Annotated in this window: 17 protein-coding genes; 9 read left to right on the top strand and 8 right to left on the bottom strand. The window is 67.9% G+C overall.

Annotated features, from left to right (window positions below; all coding sequences use genetic code 11):
* Positions 1–138: 138 nt before the first annotated feature.
* The 3 genes from AC5Y31_RS19465 to ramB are packed head-to-tail and all read right to left on the bottom strand — an operon-like array spanning position 139 to position 3,575.
* On the bottom strand, positions 139–1,596 hold the full coding sequence (locus AC5Y31_RS19465) for a DUF92 domain-containing protein (RefSeq protein ID WP_499982271.1): 1,458 nt from the start codon (positions 1,594–1,596) through the stop codon (positions 139–141).
* A gap of 6 nt (positions 1,597–1,602) precedes the next feature.
* The gene (locus AC5Y31_RS19460) at positions 1,603–2,151 is read right to left on the bottom strand and encodes a carboxymuconolactone decarboxylase family protein (protein WP_499982270.1); all 549 of its coding nucleotides are present in this window, start codon (positions 2,149–2,151) and stop codon (positions 1,603–1,605) included.
* On the bottom strand, positions 2,148–3,575 hold the full coding sequence (gene ramB / locus AC5Y31_RS19455) for an acetate metabolism transcriptional regulator RamB (protein ID WP_065026583.1): 1,428 nt from the start codon (positions 3,573–3,575) through the stop codon (positions 2,148–2,150). The genes AC5Y31_RS19460 and ramB overlap by 4 nt, the downstream gene beginning before the upstream one ends.
* 83 nt (positions 3,576–3,658) lie before the next feature.
* Here ramB and AC5Y31_RS19450 point away from each other — a divergent pair, with 83 nt between their 5' ends.
* The 3 genes from AC5Y31_RS19450 (at position 3,659) to AC5Y31_RS19440 (ending at position 7,186) form a co-directional block, all read left to right on the top strand.
* Entirely contained in the window at positions 3,659–4,477 is an 819-nt protein-coding gene (locus AC5Y31_RS19450; RefSeq protein WP_499982269.1) for an acyl-ACP thioesterase domain-containing protein, read from the top strand.
* A 279-nt stretch (positions 4,478–4,756) separates the two neighbouring features.
* The gene (aceA, locus tag AC5Y31_RS19445) at positions 4,757–6,043 is read left to right on the top strand and encodes an isocitrate lyase (RefSeq protein WP_064854909.1); all 1,287 of its coding nucleotides are present in this window, start codon (positions 4,757–4,759) and stop codon (positions 6,041–6,043) included.
* 288 nt (positions 6,044–6,331) lie between these two features.
* Positions 6,332–7,186: a 3-hydroxybutyryl-CoA dehydrogenase gene (locus AC5Y31_RS19440; protein ID WP_082966641.1), complete on the top strand. Its 855-nt coding sequence runs from the start codon at positions 6,332–6,334 to the stop codon at positions 7,184–7,186.
* Here the strand turns inward: AC5Y31_RS19440 and AC5Y31_RS19435 are convergent.
* Positions 7,180–7,893 (bottom strand): TetR/AcrR family transcriptional regulator, encoded by a 714-nt coding sequence (locus AC5Y31_RS19435; protein WP_499982267.1) that lies wholly within the window; start codon positions 7,891–7,893, stop codon positions 7,180–7,182. The genes AC5Y31_RS19440 and AC5Y31_RS19435 overlap by 7 nt on opposite strands.
* Before the next feature lie 114 nt (positions 7,894–8,007).
* On the opposite strand from AC5Y31_RS19435, the gene AC5Y31_RS19430 reads away from it, so the two are divergent.
* From AC5Y31_RS19430 to deoC, 6 genes are all read left to right on the top strand, one after another.
* Positions 8,008–9,369, top strand: a complete 1,362-nt coding sequence (locus AC5Y31_RS19430; protein ID WP_499982266.1) for a DUF445 domain-containing protein — start codon at positions 8,008–8,010, stop codon at positions 9,367–9,369.
* Positions 9,370–9,456: 87 nt separating this feature from the next.
* Complete coding sequence (locus AC5Y31_RS19425) at positions 9,457–9,849, top strand: helix-turn-helix domain-containing protein (RefSeq protein ID WP_064854912.1); 393 nt, start codon at positions 9,457–9,459, stop codon at positions 9,847–9,849.
* Between the two features lie 55 nt (positions 9,850–9,904).
* The gene (locus AC5Y31_RS19420) at positions 9,905–10,534 is read left to right on the top strand and encodes a heparin-binding hemagglutinin (protein WP_499982264.1); all 630 of its coding nucleotides are present in this window, start codon (positions 9,905–9,907) and stop codon (positions 10,532–10,534) included.
* Between the two features lie 52 nt (positions 10,535–10,586).
* A complete protein-coding gene (locus AC5Y31_RS19415) occupies positions 10,587–10,859 on the top strand; it encodes a DUF2516 family protein (protein WP_065026591.1) in 273 nt (90 codons plus the stop codon).
* Between the two features lie 4 nt (positions 10,860–10,863).
* A complete protein-coding gene (locus AC5Y31_RS19410; RefSeq protein WP_499982263.1) occupies positions 10,864–11,271 on the top strand; it encodes a DUF2599 domain-containing protein in 408 nt (135 codons plus the stop codon).
* Complete coding sequence (gene deoC, locus AC5Y31_RS19405; protein WP_065026577.1) at positions 11,271–11,948, top strand: deoxyribose-phosphate aldolase; 678 nt, start codon at positions 11,271–11,273, stop codon at positions 11,946–11,948. The genes AC5Y31_RS19410 and deoC overlap by 1 nt, the downstream gene beginning before the upstream one ends.
* Positions 11,949–11,951: 3 nt before the next feature.
* Here deoC and AC5Y31_RS19400 read toward each other — a convergent pair whose 3' ends face one another.
* The 4 genes from AC5Y31_RS19400 to AC5Y31_RS19385 are packed head-to-tail and all read right to left on the bottom strand — an operon-like array spanning position 11,952 to position 15,115.
* A complete protein-coding gene (locus AC5Y31_RS19400) occupies positions 11,952–12,716 on the bottom strand; it encodes an LmeA family phospholipid-binding protein (protein WP_499982261.1) in 765 nt (254 codons plus the stop codon).
* Positions 12,717–12,725: 9 nt separating this feature from the next.
* Positions 12,726–13,772, bottom strand: coding sequence for an LmeA family phospholipid-binding protein (locus AC5Y31_RS19395; protein ID WP_301631747.1), 1,047 nt, complete (start codon positions 13,770–13,772; stop codon positions 12,726–12,728).
* Positions 13,769–14,584: a carbon-nitrogen hydrolase family protein gene (locus tag AC5Y31_RS19390; RefSeq protein WP_499982258.1), complete on the bottom strand. Its 816-nt coding sequence runs from the start codon at positions 14,582–14,584 to the stop codon at positions 13,769–13,771. Before AC5Y31_RS19390 ends, AC5Y31_RS19395 begins: the two co-directional genes overlap by 4 nt.
* Positions 14,585–14,608: 24 nt before the next feature.
* Entirely contained in the window at positions 14,609–15,115 is a 507-nt protein-coding gene (locus AC5Y31_RS19385) for a DUF2505 domain-containing protein (RefSeq protein ID WP_499982255.1), read from the bottom strand.
* Positions 15,116–15,138: the final 23 nt, after the last annotated feature.

The raw sequence follows: 15,138 nt of genomic DNA, 5'->3' as shown, positions 1-15,138 counted from the left end.
CGGGTCCTGTCCGGAAGGAAGCGAAGTCGGGGGACGACGTGCTGGTGGCTCAACACTGCGGTTGACAGTACGCCCCGAAGGGCCGCGGTGCGCCGTGAGTTTTCGGCGCGGCGTGCCCCGGCCGCCCAGTCAGCCTGCTCAGCCTCCGACCAGTACGAAAACTGCGAATCCGGTGAGCATGCCGGTCGCGTTGGCGCAGGCGTTGACCACGTCATTGCCCACCCATCGCCACCCCGACGACGGCTGCGTCGGTGCCCCGCAGTGCAGCCGGTCCTCCACGGTGGCCTGACAGGCCGCGCAGACGAACCGGGCTTGCACACTGGCACCGATCGCGGTGTCCACCAGCGAGCCGACCACGCCGGCGGCCAGCCCGACCGGCAGCATCGTCCACCCGCCGAACACGGCACCGAATGCGCCCACCGCCAGCGCTCCCAGCACGGTGGCGGCCGAGCCCAGCGGTGACACCGCCCCGGAGCTGCCCTTGGGGACCCGGCGGAAGCTCCGCAGCGATAGCGGCTCCCGGTGGGAGAAGCGGCCGATCTCCGACGCCCACGAGTCGGCGATGCCGGCGGCGATCCCGCCGATGGAGACGGCGTACCAGGCCGGATCGCGGGTGAAGGCAAACCCGATCACCGGCACCAGCACCGGAAGGCCGGCGTTGACCGCGACCTGGCTCATGGTGCGCATACCTGCCGACCGGCCGGGCCGGCGATAGGCGGTGAGCAGGCTGGTCAGCGAGAAGAACACCGCGGCCGGGATGATCCACGCCCACCCGCCGAGACCGACGGCGACCCCGGCGATCAGACCGCCGCACAGCGCGCCGGGCAGATCCAGCCAGCGCATCCGGAGCATGAAGGGCACGATGGCGCAGCTGAACACGGCCGCCGCCAACCAGCGCAGGGCGTCGTCGGTCGACAGCTCACGCGCGACGTGCAACAGCAGCGCTACCCACGGCGTGATCAGCAGGTTGTCCGCCGCCGGCCATACCAGCAGCTCGACCGCCGCCGTCGTCACCGCGACGAATACCGAAACCGCTACTGCCAGGAACGAATTCAGTTCGAGACCGGCTAGGCAGAACACCAGCGACACCGCGAAGGCGATCGCCACGAAGGCCACCGAACCCTCCAGGGTGCGCACCCCGCCGCCGGCCTCCACCCGGTGCCGGCCGAAGCGGTCCCCGATCAGCGCCGCACCCGCGTCGGCCAGGCCCAGCACCACCACACCCGCGGCGATCGCCACCCGATCCGGCCAGAACGCCAGCACCGCGACCAGTGCCCCGGCGGCGAACCCGACCAGCCCGTAGTCGCGGGAGCGGGTCCCGTCGAAAACCCCCGGCACCGGAATCATGCCCCGCTCCACGATGACCGCCAACGCCACCGTCGCGACGGCCAGCACGCCCGCCACCACCGCCTGGTGCGAGAGCTGGAAGGCGGCCAGGGCGGCGAACAGCCCGCACAGGGCATGGGGAATCTTGCGGGTGACCAGCGGGCCGGCGCCTCGGCGCACCAGCGCTCGCCCGACGACGATCAGCACGGCTGCGATCAGCAGGATCCCGCCCCCGGCGACGGCCAGGTCGTGGCCAACGGTAGCTGTCACGCAGCGCTACTCGTCGAAGTCCAGCGGCACCCGCAGTGCGCTCAGCGTGGCGGCCAGCGCGTCGTATTGCGATGTCAGCATGACGAATTCGATCAGCCGAGGACGATCCAGGTGCTTCGACAACTCCGCCCAGGTGGCATCCGAAAGGGTGCGGGTCTCCACCAGTTCGTCGATCGCGGTCAGCATGGCGCGCTGACGATCGTCGAGTTCCCCGAAACGGGGACCGCCGGGGCCTTCGAAGATGCGGGCCTGGGTGGCGTCGTCCAGGCCGGCGGCCCGGCCCATCCGCTTGTGGTGCTGCAGTTCGTACTGGCTGTCGCGCAGGTGCCCCACCCGCAGGATCACCATCTCGGTGTCGCGGGTGGACAGCTTGCCGCCGCGCATCAGCACGCCGCCGAACGGCAACCAGGACCACATCAACCGCTTGTGCTGGCCGAGCGTGGTGAACAGATGCGCCCGGGGCACGCGCTGGCGGGCCGCGACGACTTTGCAGACCAGCCAGTTGGCGAGACCGAGGTCGCGCAGGCCGGGGGCTTGGGGGATACGAGCTGTCACCGCTGTTGCTTTACCAGATACGGCGACACCGTGCTGCGGTGTTCGTTGAGATCGAGGTCGCGGCCCAGCGCCGGGAACGCCCGCTGGGGACAGTTGTCGCGTTCGCAGACCCGGCAACCCGCACCGATCGGGGTGGCCGGCACGTCCTGGCCACCGTGCAGGTCGAGCCCCTCGGAGTAGACCAGCCGGTGGGCGTGCCGCAGTTCGCAGCCCAGCCCGATGGCGAACATCTTGTCCGGCTGGCCCCACCGCGCGGCGCGGCGTTCGACGGTGCGCGCCACCCACAGGTATTTGCGGCCATCGGGCATCTCGGCGATCTGCACGCCGATCTTGCCCGGGTTGCCGAACGTCTCGTAGACGTTCCACAGCGGGCAGGTGCCGCCGCTGGAGGAGAAGTGAAAGCCGGTGGCCGACTGACGTTTTGACATGTTTCCCGCGCGATCGACGCGGACGAAGGAGAACGGCACGCCGCGCATCGACGGCCGCTGCAGGGTGGAAAGGCGGTGGGCGATGGTCTCGTAGCTGACCCGGTAGAACGCCGACAGTCGCTCGATGTCGTAGCGGAACGTCTCGGCACTGTCGTGGAACTGCCCGTAGGGCAACACGATCGCCGCGGCGAAGTAATTGGCCAGCCCCAGCCTGGCCAGAGTCCGCGAGTCCTTCGAGGTGAACTTGCCCTCGTCGACCATCGCCGAGATCTGGTCGTCGAATTCCAGGTAGGCCAGCTCCGCGGCCATCTTGAAAACCCGCTGGCCCCAGGACAGGTGGGTGGAGATGTCCAGGGTCTTGGTCGTCGCGTCGTAGCGGTGCAGCACCGTGTCGCCCAGATCGATCCGGCGGTTGATGTGCACGCCGTGTACCTCGGTGAGCCGGTTGGCCAACTCGACGGCCAGCTCGCCCTGGTGCCGGCGCATCCGGGTGGCCAGCTGCTCGGCGGCGGTGTCGAGTTCGTGTAGGTAGTTCTGTCGCTGATAGAAGTAGTCGCGGACCTCTTCGTGCGGCATGGTGATTGCGCCGGTGCCGCTGCCGTCGGTGTAGCGCTCTTCGGTGGCCGCGGCGAGTTGGGCGGTGGTGATCCGGTAGCGGCGGTGCAGGTTGACCATCGCGCGGGCCAATTTGGGGTGGGCGCTGACCAATTCGGCCACCTCGGTCAGTGCGACGTCGATGTCCAGGTCGCGGTCCATCGTGACCTCGCGCAACTCGGCGACCAGCCGGGTGTCGTCCTGGGAGGCGAAGAAGGTGGCGTCGACCCCGAAGACCTCGGTGATGCGCAGCAGCACGGCCACCGTCAGCGGCCGGACGTCGTGCTCGATCTGGTTGAGGTAACTCGGTGAGATCTCCAACATCTGCGCCAGTGCGGCCTGACTGAACCCGCGCTCGCTGCGCAGCTGGCGCACCCGGGAACCGACGTAGGTCTTGGCCACTTCACCGACCCTACCTGTTGCGAAGGCGGCATTCGCATCATTGGCATGGCATGATCACTCAGGGAAAACGACGGGGAGCTTCGATGCAGCCGACAGATGAGCCGACCGGTCTGGCGAAGGTGTTGATGCCGGTGCCCGACCCCCACCCGGACGTTTTCGACCGGCAGTGGCCGCTGCGGGTCGCCGACGTCGACCGGCGCGGCCGGCTGCGGATGGACGCGGCTGCCCGCCACATCCAGGACATCGGCCAGGACCAGCTCCGGGAGATGGGGTACGAGGCCACTCACCCGCTCTGGATCGTTCGGCGCACCATGATGGACCTGATCGCACCCGTCGAGTTCCAGGACGTGCTGCGGGTGCGGCGCTGGTGCTCGGGCACCTCCAACCGCTGGTGCGAGATGCGGGTCCGCATCGACGGTAAGCGCAGCGGCGGCCTCATCGAATCCGAGGCGTTCTGGATCAACATCAACCGCGAGACCCAGGGCCCGGCGCGCATCTCCGAAGATTTCCTGGCTGGGCTCAAACGCACCACCGGTGTCGACCGGCTGCGCTGGAAGGCCTACTTGAAATCCGGTGGCCGCGAGGACGCGGCCGAGATCCACGAGTACCCGATCCGGTTCACCGACATCGACATCTTCGATCACATGAACAACTCGGTGTACTGGACTGTCGTCGAGGACTACCTGTCGAGCTACCCGGAGCTGCTCGCGGCGCCGCTGCGGGTCACCCTGGAGCATGAAGCCGCCGTCGCGCTCGGCGACAAACTAGAGATTGTCTCGCACATCCACCCGGCCGGATCGACCGATCGGTTCGGGCCCGAACTGGCCGATCGCGCTGTTAGAACGCTCACATACCTGGTGGGCGAAGAGGTCAAAGCGCTCGCCGCGATCTTCCCGCTGTAACACGTTCTAGTCAGTACGGGCGTACTGCTAAAACCCGCGTTGAGCTGTGTAGATAAGTTACCGACCGGTAGCTTTTGCGGCACGGACCACAAGAGGGCCTCCGCATGATTCTTCGCAAACTTCGCATAACGGTCGTACTGTTTTGCCAAACTTGGCAACAAAAACCAGTGGACCTGGGCTGATGTGGTGTGTCAAGGTCGCATTAACACACCAGTGAATCCGTCGGGGTGTTGGCAAGTCCGAGAAGCGCCCGGCGGTCGCGACCATGAAGGAGCAGCCATGTCGACCGTCGGCACGCCGAAGAGCCCCGAGCAGATCCAGCACGACTGGGACCACAACCCGCGCTGGAAGGGCGTCACCCGCACCTACTCGGCCGAGGACGTCGTCGCGCTGCAGGGCCACGTCGTCGAGGAGCACACCCTGGCCCGCCGCGGCGCCGAGGTGCTCTGGGAGCAGCTGCACGACCTGGACTACATCAACGCCCTGGGCGCACTGACCGGCAACATGGCCGTCCAGCAGGTCCGGGCCGGCCTGAAGGCCATCTACCTGTCCGGCTGGCAGGTCGCCGGTGACGCGAACCTGTCCGGACACACCTACCCCGACCAGAGCCTCTACCCGGCCAACTCGGTGCCGCAGGTCGTGCGCCGGATCAACAACGCGCTGCTGCGCGCCGACGAGATCGCCAAGGTCGAGGGTGACACCTCGGTGGAGAACTGGCTGGCCCCGATCGTGGCCGACGGTGAAGCCGGCTTCGGTGGCGCGCTCAACGTCTACGAGCTGCAGAAGGCGATGATCGCCGCCGGCGTCGCAGGTTCGCACTGGGAGGACCAGCTGGCCTCGGAGAAGAAGTGCGGCCACCTGGGCGGCAAGGTGCTGATCCCCACCCAGCAGCACATCCGCACGCTGACCTCCGCCCGTCTGGCCGCCGACGTGGCCGGCGTGCCGACCGTGGTGATCGCCCGCACTGACGCCGAGGCGGCCACCCTGATCACCTCGGATGTCGACGAGCGCGACCAGCCGTTCATCACCGGTGACCGCACCGCCGAGGGCTTCTACCGGGTCAAGAACGGCTTGGAGCCGTGCATCGCCCGCGCCAAGGCCTACGCTCCCTACGCCGACCTCATCTGGATGGAGACCGGCACGCCGGACCTGGAGCTGGCCCGCAAGTTCGCCGAGGGCGTCAAGGCCGAGTTCCCCGACCAGATGCTGGCTTACAACTGCTCGCCGTCGTTCAACTGGAAGCAGCACCTGGATGACGCGACCATCGCCAAGTTCCAGAACGAGCTGGGCGCGATGGGCTTCAAGTTCCAGTTCATCACGCTGGCCGGCTTCCACGCCCTGAACTACTCGATGTTCGACCTGGCGCACGGCTACGCCCGCAACCAGATGAGCGCCTACGTCGAGCTGCAGGAGCGCGAGTTCGCCGCCGAGGAGCGGGGTTACACCGCGACCAAGCACCAGCGCGAGGTCGGTGCCGGCTACTTCGACCGGATCGCCACCACCGTCGACCCGACGTCGTCGACGACCGCGCTGGCCGGCTCGACCGAAGAGGGCCAGTTCCACTGAGTCACTGACTTTCCGCCGAGCAGTCGCGAAAGCCCCGTCCTGTAGAGCTTTTTAGGGGCTTTCGTGTCTGCTCGCCGGTGAATGGCTTCCGCGGTGCTTGTCGGATTGTGCCGCGGGGGAGTTGACAGCGCAGGCCCCGCCCAGCCAGCCTGGGCGGGGCCTGTTGCTGCCGTGAGACTGACCAGGAAATTGCCGCCGTGAGACTGACCAGGAAATTGCCGCCGAGACTGACCAGGAAATTGCCGCCGAGACTGACCAGGAAATTGCCGCCAGGCTGAAAGGAATGAAGTGTCGATCCAACGAGTAGGTGTCATCGGAGCCGGGCAGATGGGCGCCGGAATCGCCGAGGTGTCCGCGCGCGCCGGCGTGCAGGTGAAGGTCTTCGAGACCACCGACGCCCTGGTCACCGCGGGACGCAACCGGATCGTCAAGTCGCTGGAGCGCGGAGTGAGCGCCGGCAAGATCACCGAACGCGAGCGCGACGACGCCGTGGCAAACCTGACCTTTACCACCGACCTGGGCGAGCTGGCCGACCGGCAGCTGGTCATCGAGGCCGTCATCGAAGACGACGCCGTCAAGGCCAAGATCTTCGCCGAACTGGACCGGGTGATCACCGACCCCGACGCGGTGCTCGCCTCGAACACCTCGTCGATCCCGATCATGAAGATCGCCGCCGCCACCGCCAACCCGCAGCGGGTGCTGGGTCTGCACTTCTTCAATCCGGTGCCGGTGTTGCCGCTGGTCGAGCTGGTCAGCACGCTGGTCACCGACGAAGCCGCCGCCGCGCGCACCGAGGAGTTCGCCAGCGCGGTGCTGGGCAAGCAGGTGGTGCGCTGCTCGGACCGCTCCGGTTTCGTGGTCAACGCCCTGCTGGTGCCCTACCTGCTGTCGGCGGTGCGCATGCTGGAGTCGGGGTTCGCCACCGTCGAGGACATCGACCGGGCGATCGTCGCCGGGCTCTCGCATCCGATGGGCCCGCTGCGGCTGTCCGACCTCGTCGGCTTGGACACGCTCAAGCTGATCGCCGACAAGATGTACGAGGAGTTCAAGGAGCCGCTCTACGCCGCGCCGCCGCTGCTGCTGCGCATGGTCGAGGCCGGCCAGCTCGGCAAGAAGTCCGGACGGGGCTTCTACACCTACTGAGCTTGCGCCGCCCGCCGCCAGGGCAGCATCGGCGACGGGTGCGGGCCGGCGTTGAACTTCTCCAGCGACCCGCCCACCTCGACGATGCCGCACAACGCGTTCCAGCTCAGCATCGTCAGGTAGTCGATCAGGTCATCGGCGCTCATCCGCGGGTCCAGCAGCCACGAGTGGGTGGCCAGCTGCACCCCGCCGACGATCATGTACGCCCACGGCTCGATCCCCTGGGTGTCCATGCCGACCGCGTTCATCCGGCGGCGCAGCATCACCGCGAGCATCCGGGCGATGATGCGCTCGGAGTCGGCGATCACCTTGCTCTTGGACGCCGAGCTGTTGGCCATCACGAACCGGTACGGCTCGGGCTCGTTGGCCACCGTCTGCACGTACACCCGGATGATCTCGCGGACCAGGTCGAAGCCGTCCAGGTTCGCCGACAGCGCAGCCGCCATATTGGGGATCAGCGTGGTCTGGGCGAAGCGCATCATCACCGCGGTGGTCAGGTCGTTCTTGTCGACGAAGTAGCGGTACAGCACCGTCTTGGATACGCCGATCTCGGCGGCGATCTCGTCCATGCTCACGTAGCGTCCGCGGCGCCGGATCGCCTCGATCGTCCCGTCGATCAGGTCATTTCGGCGGTCGACCTTGTGTTGGTGCCAGCGCCGCTTGCGACCATCGGTCTTGGCGACCCCGGCTCGAAGCTGCTCTGCCACTATCACGGGTTCCCATTCACTAGACGTATAGATAATACGGCCTGGTCCAGCAAACTCTGTGGTCCGGTAACAGTTACCGGTGACTTATCGACGAGGAGAGGCGAAGCGCCCGCGATGGCGGATGATGGTGTGGTGGTGCATCGAGAAAACCGCCCGGCGTGGCCGGGTGCGGCGCGGACCGTGCAGTCGCTGGCGGAGTCGTTCGCCGACGCCGATCCGGCCGCCGATGCCGTCCGGCTGCGCGATCTGCGCCGGATGAAGGTCGTCGCACTGAGCTTCCTGCTCGGTGCGACCGTCGTCTTCCTACTGTGCCGGTGGGTCGCGGCCCACGGCGTGGAAGGCGCAGCCCCGACCTGGGTGGGTTACGTCGGTGCCGCCGCCGAGGCCGGCATGGTCGGCGCCCTGGCGGACTGGTTCGCGGTCACCGCGCTGTTCAAGCACCCGCTGGGCATCCCGATCCCGCACACCGCGATCATCAAACGCAAGAAGGACCAGCTCGGCGAGGGCCTGGGCACGTTCGTGCGGGAGAACTTCCTGTCGCCGCCGGTGGTGGAGACCAAGCTGCGCGACGCGCAGATCGCCGGACGGCTGGGCAAGTGGCTCTCCGATCAGGACCATGCCGAGCGGGTGGCCGCCGAGACCGCGACCGTGCTGCGGGTGTTGATCGAGATGCTGCGCGACGACGATGTGCAGGACGTGATCGATCGGATGATCGTGCAGCGCGTCGCCGAGCCGCACTGGGGACCGCCGGTCGGCCGGGTGTTGGGCACCCTGCTGGCCGAGAACCGGCAGGAGGCGCTGATCCAGTTGCTGGCCGACCGGGCGTTCCAGTGGTCGCTGAATGCCGGTGAAGTCATTCAGCGGGTGGTGGAGCGGGATTCGCCGACCTGGTCGCCGCGGTTCGTCGACCACCTGGTCGGCGACCGGATCCACCGCGAGCTGATGGACTTCACCGACAAGGTGCGCCGCAACCCCGATCACGAGTTGCGGCGCAGCGCGACCCGGTTCCTGTTCGAGTTCGCCGACGACCTGCAGAACGACCCGGCGACCATCGCCAAAGCCGATGCGGTCAAGGAGCAGCTGATGGCCCGCGAGGAGGTCGCCCACGCCGCGGCGACGGCCTGGCGGACGCTGAAGCGGTTGGTGCTCGAAGGTGTTGACGACCCCTCGGGGGCGCTGCGCACACGGGTGGCCGCAACCGTCGTCCAGATCGGTGAGTCGTTGCGCGACAAGGCCGACCTGCGCGACAAGGTGGACAACTGGATCGTGCGCGGCGCACAGCATCTGGTGGCCCATTACGGGGTGGAGATCACCGCGATCATCACCGAGACCATCGAGCGCTGGGACGCCGCGGAGGCGAGCCGGCGAATCGAATTGCATGTCGGACGCGATCTGCAGTTCATCCGGATCAATGGCACCGTGGTGGGTGCGCTTGCCGGGCTGGTGATCTACGCCATAGCTCAACTTATGTTCTGACCTGCGCTAGCAAGTGCTTGCAAAAGTTAGCACTGGGTCGTATCGTGGATTTCGTCAGCAGTCGTAAGTCCACGAAAGGGGCCACCGGTGTCGCAGGACGACAAGCTCACCGCAGCGGTCTCCACGGCTGCGGCGGACATCGGCAGCTTCATCCGGGCGCAGCGCGAAGCCGCACAGGTTTCCATGCGGCAGCTGGCCGACAAGGCCGGCGTCAGCAATCCGTACCTCAGCCAGATCGAGCGCGGATTGCGCAAGCCCTCCGCTGACGTCCTCAATCAGATCGCCAAGGCCCTGCGGGTCTCCGCCGAGGTGCTTTATGTGCGTGCGGGAATCCTGGAGCCCAGCGAGAAGAGCGAGGTCCGCGACGCCGTCATTGCCGATGCGGCGATCACGGAACGACAGAAGCAGGTTCTGCTCGACATCTACACCTCCTTCGTCCAGCAGAACGAAGCCGACGGTGAGGAGACGACACCTGCCTGATCCTCATTCGTCCTCAACCACACAAGAAGAAACCAACCTGAAAGGAATCCCTGACATGGCCGAGAACCCCAGCATCGAAGAACTGAAGGCCCCGCTGCTCGCCGCGATCGGCGCTGCCGACCTGGCCCTGGCCACCATGACCGACCTCGTCGCCAACCTGCGCGAGCGCGCCGGTGAGGCCCGCGAGGACGCCAGCAGCCGGGTCGAGGAGAGCCGTGCGCGCCTGAACAAGCTGCAGGAGGAGCTGCCCGAGCAGTTCGCCGAGCTTCGGGAGCGTTTCACCGCTGACGAGCTGCGCAAGGCCGCCGAGGGCTACGTGGAGGCCGCCAGCGGCCGCTACAGCGACCTGGTCGCCCGTGGCGAGGCTGCCCTGGAGCGGCTGCGCAACCAGTCCGGTCTCGATGACGCCTCGACGCAGGTGGAGGGTTACGTCGACCAGGCCGTCGAGCTGACCCAGGAGGTGCTGGGCAACGTCGCGTCGCAGACCCGCGAGGTCGGCGAGCGCGCCGCCAAGCTGGTCGGCATCGAGCTGCCCAAGAAGGAGCAGGCCAAGAAGGCTGCTCCGGCTGGTGGGGCCGCCAAGAAGGCTCCGGCGCCCGCCGCGGCCAAGAAGACCCCGGCCAAGAAGGCGGCTGCCAAGCCCGCCGCCAAGAAGGCTCCGGCCAAGAAGGTCACCCAGAAGTAACCGCAGTTCGACGCCCGGGACGGTACCCGCTTAGGCTTGCAGCGTGTTCGCTATGAGCCTGGTGGGTATCGTCCTCGGCGTTTTGCAGCTCGCCGTCTTCGCGACGTCGGTGTATGCGTTCGTCCACGCTGCGATGCAGCGGTCCGACGCATACACCGCTGCCGACAAGTTGTCCAAGCCGGTTTGGCTGGTGATCCTCGGCGTGGGCGGGCTGCTGGCCCTGGTGCTGCAGGTGATGGGGATGGCGATCGCCGCCTGTGCCGCCGGGGTTTACCTGGTCGACGTGCGGCCCAGACTGCTCGAGGTTCAGGGCAAGTCCCATTAGCCGCATGGTCGGTTCTGTCGGGGCGGCCGCAGTGCTGACGGCGGCCCTGTTCACGGCCGCCGCGCCGGCCGCAGCCGAGGCCGGGCTCTCGCGTCTCGTCGACTACACCGAGTGGGTCAGCTACGGCGACCTGTCCAGCCTGCGGGTGTATCCGAGCCTGGCCGGCCGGGCCGCGGCCGCCCGGTTGGATGCCGCCGCCGAGGGTGAGCAGGCCTGGCGAGAAGTGCTCGCCGCTGCTCCGGAAGCAGACGCCCCGGGCATGAAAGACCAGTTTCTGTGCCACTGGAACTATGCCGAGTTCGCCCGGCCCGGCAAGACCAGCTGGAACCTGGAACCGTGGCGGCCCGTCGTCGACGGTGTGACGATGCTGGAATCCGGATGTAATCCCGGTGCCGCCGAGGAGGCCTTCTGATGCCCGGATGGGACCGCGACCAGGTGGCCAAACTGGTCGACCACACCCTGCTCAAACCCGAAGCGACCACTGAGCAGGTCGTCGCCGTCGTCGCCGAAGCAGCCGAACTCGGCGTCGCCGCCGTGTGCGTGTCACCGTCGGTGGTGGCCGTCGCCGCGGCGGCCAACCCGGCCGGGGTCCGGATCGCAGCAGTCGCGGGCTTTCCGTCCGGCAAACACCTGCCGGTGGTCAAAGCGCAGGAGGCGGCGCTGGCGGTGGCGGCCGGGGCCGCCGAAATCGACATGGTCATCGACGTCGGCGCCGCACTGGCCGGTGATTTCGCCGCGGTGGGCGCCGACATCGGCACCGTGCGCGCCGCCGCCCCCGACGCCGTGCTCAAGGTGATCCTGGAATCCGCCGCGCTGCTGGACTCGGGCGGCGACGCGACCCTGGTCGCGGCCTGTCGCGCCGCCGAAGACGCCGGCGCGGATTTCGTCAAGACCTCCACCGGATTTCACCCCTCCGGCGGCGCGTCGGTGCGCGCGGTGACGCTGATGGCCGACACCGTCGGCGACCGGCTGGGCATCAAGGCCAGCGGCGGTATCCGCACTGCCGACGATGCGCTGGCGATGCTCGAAGCCGGGGCGACCCGACTGGGACTGTCGGGCACCCGCGCGGTGCTCGACGGGCTGGGCTAGCGCTTACAGTCTCGCGAAGCACTGACTCGACGACGACGCCGGGATGGTGGCGTTCTGCGTCGAAAACTTCACCACCACACCGGAATCGGTGACCTGCGAGCTGTCGATGTGGATCCCCAGCGGAAGGTCGCCGGTCACTTTGCCGGTGAGGTCATCGAGGTTGCGCTGCACGGTCTCGGTGTCCAAGTCCTTGCCCAGCGCCTCCAGATCCACCACCTCCAGATGCAGCCCGTTGTCGACGATCTGCGGCTTGACGGTGGCGCGGTTGAGCAGGCCTTTGAGCTCGACGGTGCCGGCGCCGGGGTCGGTGGTGACCTTGCCGGTGACAATGCTGCCGATCACCGGGACCACATCCTGAATCGACTGCTTGATGCCGTCGGTAGGCCAGGTGATGGTGCCGTCCAGCGACCCGATGGTGCCTTTGGAGTCAGCGGTCTTCTCTACGTGGATGTCGCGGATGTCCAGGTCGAGCTGCATGCCCTTGGCCTTGCGGATCTGGTTGCCGGCGGTCTGCACCGAGATGTGCGGGTAGTCGCCCCGCAGGTACTGAGCCAGCACCGGTGGATCGGAGGCGAACGACACCGTGGCGCTGTCTTCCGCCTCGCATTGGACCGCGTCGGCGACCAGGCTCTTGGCCCGGTGCGTGGCATAGAGCTGTCCGCCGAACAACGCGACCACCGCCAGTACCAGCAGCACTGTCAGTGCCAGCAGCACCGCCGGCAGGCCGGTGAACCGATGCGAGGGCTGCGCTGATCCGAGTGTGCTCATCACTGCAGGTTACAGGTGGGCGAAACAGGGGTCGTCGGACTTGGGGATCGCGGCGTTGCGGGTCGAAAACCGCGCCACCACACCGCTATCGGTGACCTGGATGCTGTCGGCGTGCACGCCGAGCGGGTAACGCTTGGTCAGCTCCTTGGCGAATCGGTCCAGCTCCGGCTGAATCGATTCGCGCGGCAGGGTCAGTGCACCCAGGCCGGTGAGTTTCTGCACCTGCAGTGAGAGTCCGCCGTCGACCACCTCCGGCTTGACCACCACGCTGGCCAGGCCGAACGCGCCCTTGAGTTCGACGGTGCCGTCCTTGGCATTGGTCTTCAAATCCGAGACCAGGTTGCCCAGGATCGGCACCATCGACTGGACGGTCTCCTTGATCCCGGCCGACGGCCAGGTCAGGGTGGCGTCCAGGGCGCCGATGGTGCCCTTGGAGTCTCCGGTGCCGTGCAGATCGACGTCGAAGATGTTGAGGTCGGCCGTCATCTGCTGGGCGTCTTTGACCTGGTTGCCCGCGGTGTGGATGGAGATGTTGGTGTAGTTGCCGGTGACGTGCTGCCACAGGAACGGCGGCGTCACCCCGAACGACACCTTGGCCTTGTCGTGGACCACGCACTCGGTGGCCGCGGCCACCTTATTGTCGGCGATCCGGCGGGCGATCAGCTCGGCGCCGATCAAGCCGGCCAGCGCCAGCGCGATCACCGTGACAATGATCAGCACCAGCGCCAATGGGTCCCGCAGTATGCTGGCCGGCCGTTGCCGGGTGGCGGCGGTGTCGATGACGGTGGTGGGCGCCTCGCCGGCCGGTTCCGGTGCCGGTGGCGGCGCGGCCGGGGGAGGCGGGGCGGACGGTGGGGGCGCAAAGGCCCCGGGCGCGCTGGGAATCCGGGTGGTCGGCTCGTCGCGGTGCGGATCGCCGACCGGCATCTGTCGGGTCGGCGATGCCGACGGCTCGGGTCGAGGCGGAGCTATGCCCTCGGTGGGCTGATCGGGCTCGCCGGCGGGGCGCGCCCAAGGTGACTGGTCGCCGTGGGGAGGTCCGGGCGGATTGCTCACCCGCGCGATTCTGCCTTACCGACCTGAACAAAGTCCGCACGGTTGCTCAACACGGCCAGCGTCTGGCGGGCGGTGGCGACCGCCTCGAGGTCGATGTCGCAGACCAGCAGCGCCGGTTCCGGGCCGGCCGATGCCACCGGCTCGCCCCACGGCGAGGCGATCAGGCTGTGGCCCACCCCGGTCGGTGCGCCGGAAGAGTTCGCGGGCCCACCGTCGGCCTGCCCGGCGGCGACGACATAGCTTGTCGAGTCCAGCGCCCGCGCGCAGGCCAGCAGTTTCCACTGCCGCAACTTGCCCGGCCCGGCGCCCCACGAGGCGCAGACCGCGATCAGCTGAGCGCCGCGGTCGGCCAGCTCGGTGTACAGCGCCGGGAACCGGATGTCATAGCAGGTGGACAGCCCCACCCCGACGCCGTCGACATCGATCACCACCGGATCGAAACCCGGTGCCACCGTGCGTGATTCGGTGAAACCGAACGCGTCGTAGAGGTGCACCTTGTGATAGTGCGCGTCGGTTGCCGGTCCGGTGGCCAGCAGAGTGTTTCGAACGCGCCCGTCGTCGGCCGGGGTGAACATGCCCGCGATGACGGTGATCCCGGCGCGGTCGGCGATCTCGCGCACCCGGGTGGCCCACGGCCCGTCGAGCGGTTCGGCGACCGGGCCCAGCGGCACCCCGAACCGGCACATGGTGGCCTCGGGGAACACCACCAGGCGGGCGTCCTGCGCAGCGGCGCGCTCGGTGTAATCGGCCACCAGGTCCAGGTTGGCGGCCGGGTCGGCGCCGCTAAGGACCTGCGCACACGCAATCCGCATGAGTTCAGCCTAATCCGGCGCCGGTTAACCGCCTCGCTGCAGCCACATCGAGGTGAACCGTTGCTCGGCGGTCATCAGCTCGGTCAGCTGGGTGCCGATGAAGTTCTCGATCTTGCCGCCCACCAGCGGTATGTCGACCTGCACCGTGGCGGTCAGCCGCAGCGCACAACCGCCGGCCGCCGGTTCCAGCACCGCATCGCCGGACAGCTTCGCCGGTGCGCCGACGATCTTGCCGGTGACGTCGGCCTCAGCCCGCCCGTCGCGGACCGGGCTCCACTTCTCGTGGCGCGCCACCTCCAGGTCACCGGGATGGAACTGGGCGGCCAGCGCCGGCAGCTTGCCGCGGTGAATGCCCTGAGTGGTGACGACGTCGACACTGCCGTCGGCACCGACGGTCATCGAGTCCAGGGTCACGGTGTCGGCGCCCGAATCGGCCAGCCGGGCCAGCCAGTACTGCTCGTCGGCGAATGCGGCGTACACCTGTTCGACGCTTGCCGGATAGTGCTCGGACAGCGTGAATGTACGCGGCATAGCTGGCCAGGCTACCGTTACCG

It is taken from the genome of Mycobacterium sp. NGS18 (assembly GCF_059813185.1).
This window is presented reverse-complemented; position numbering and strand designations above follow the sequence as displayed.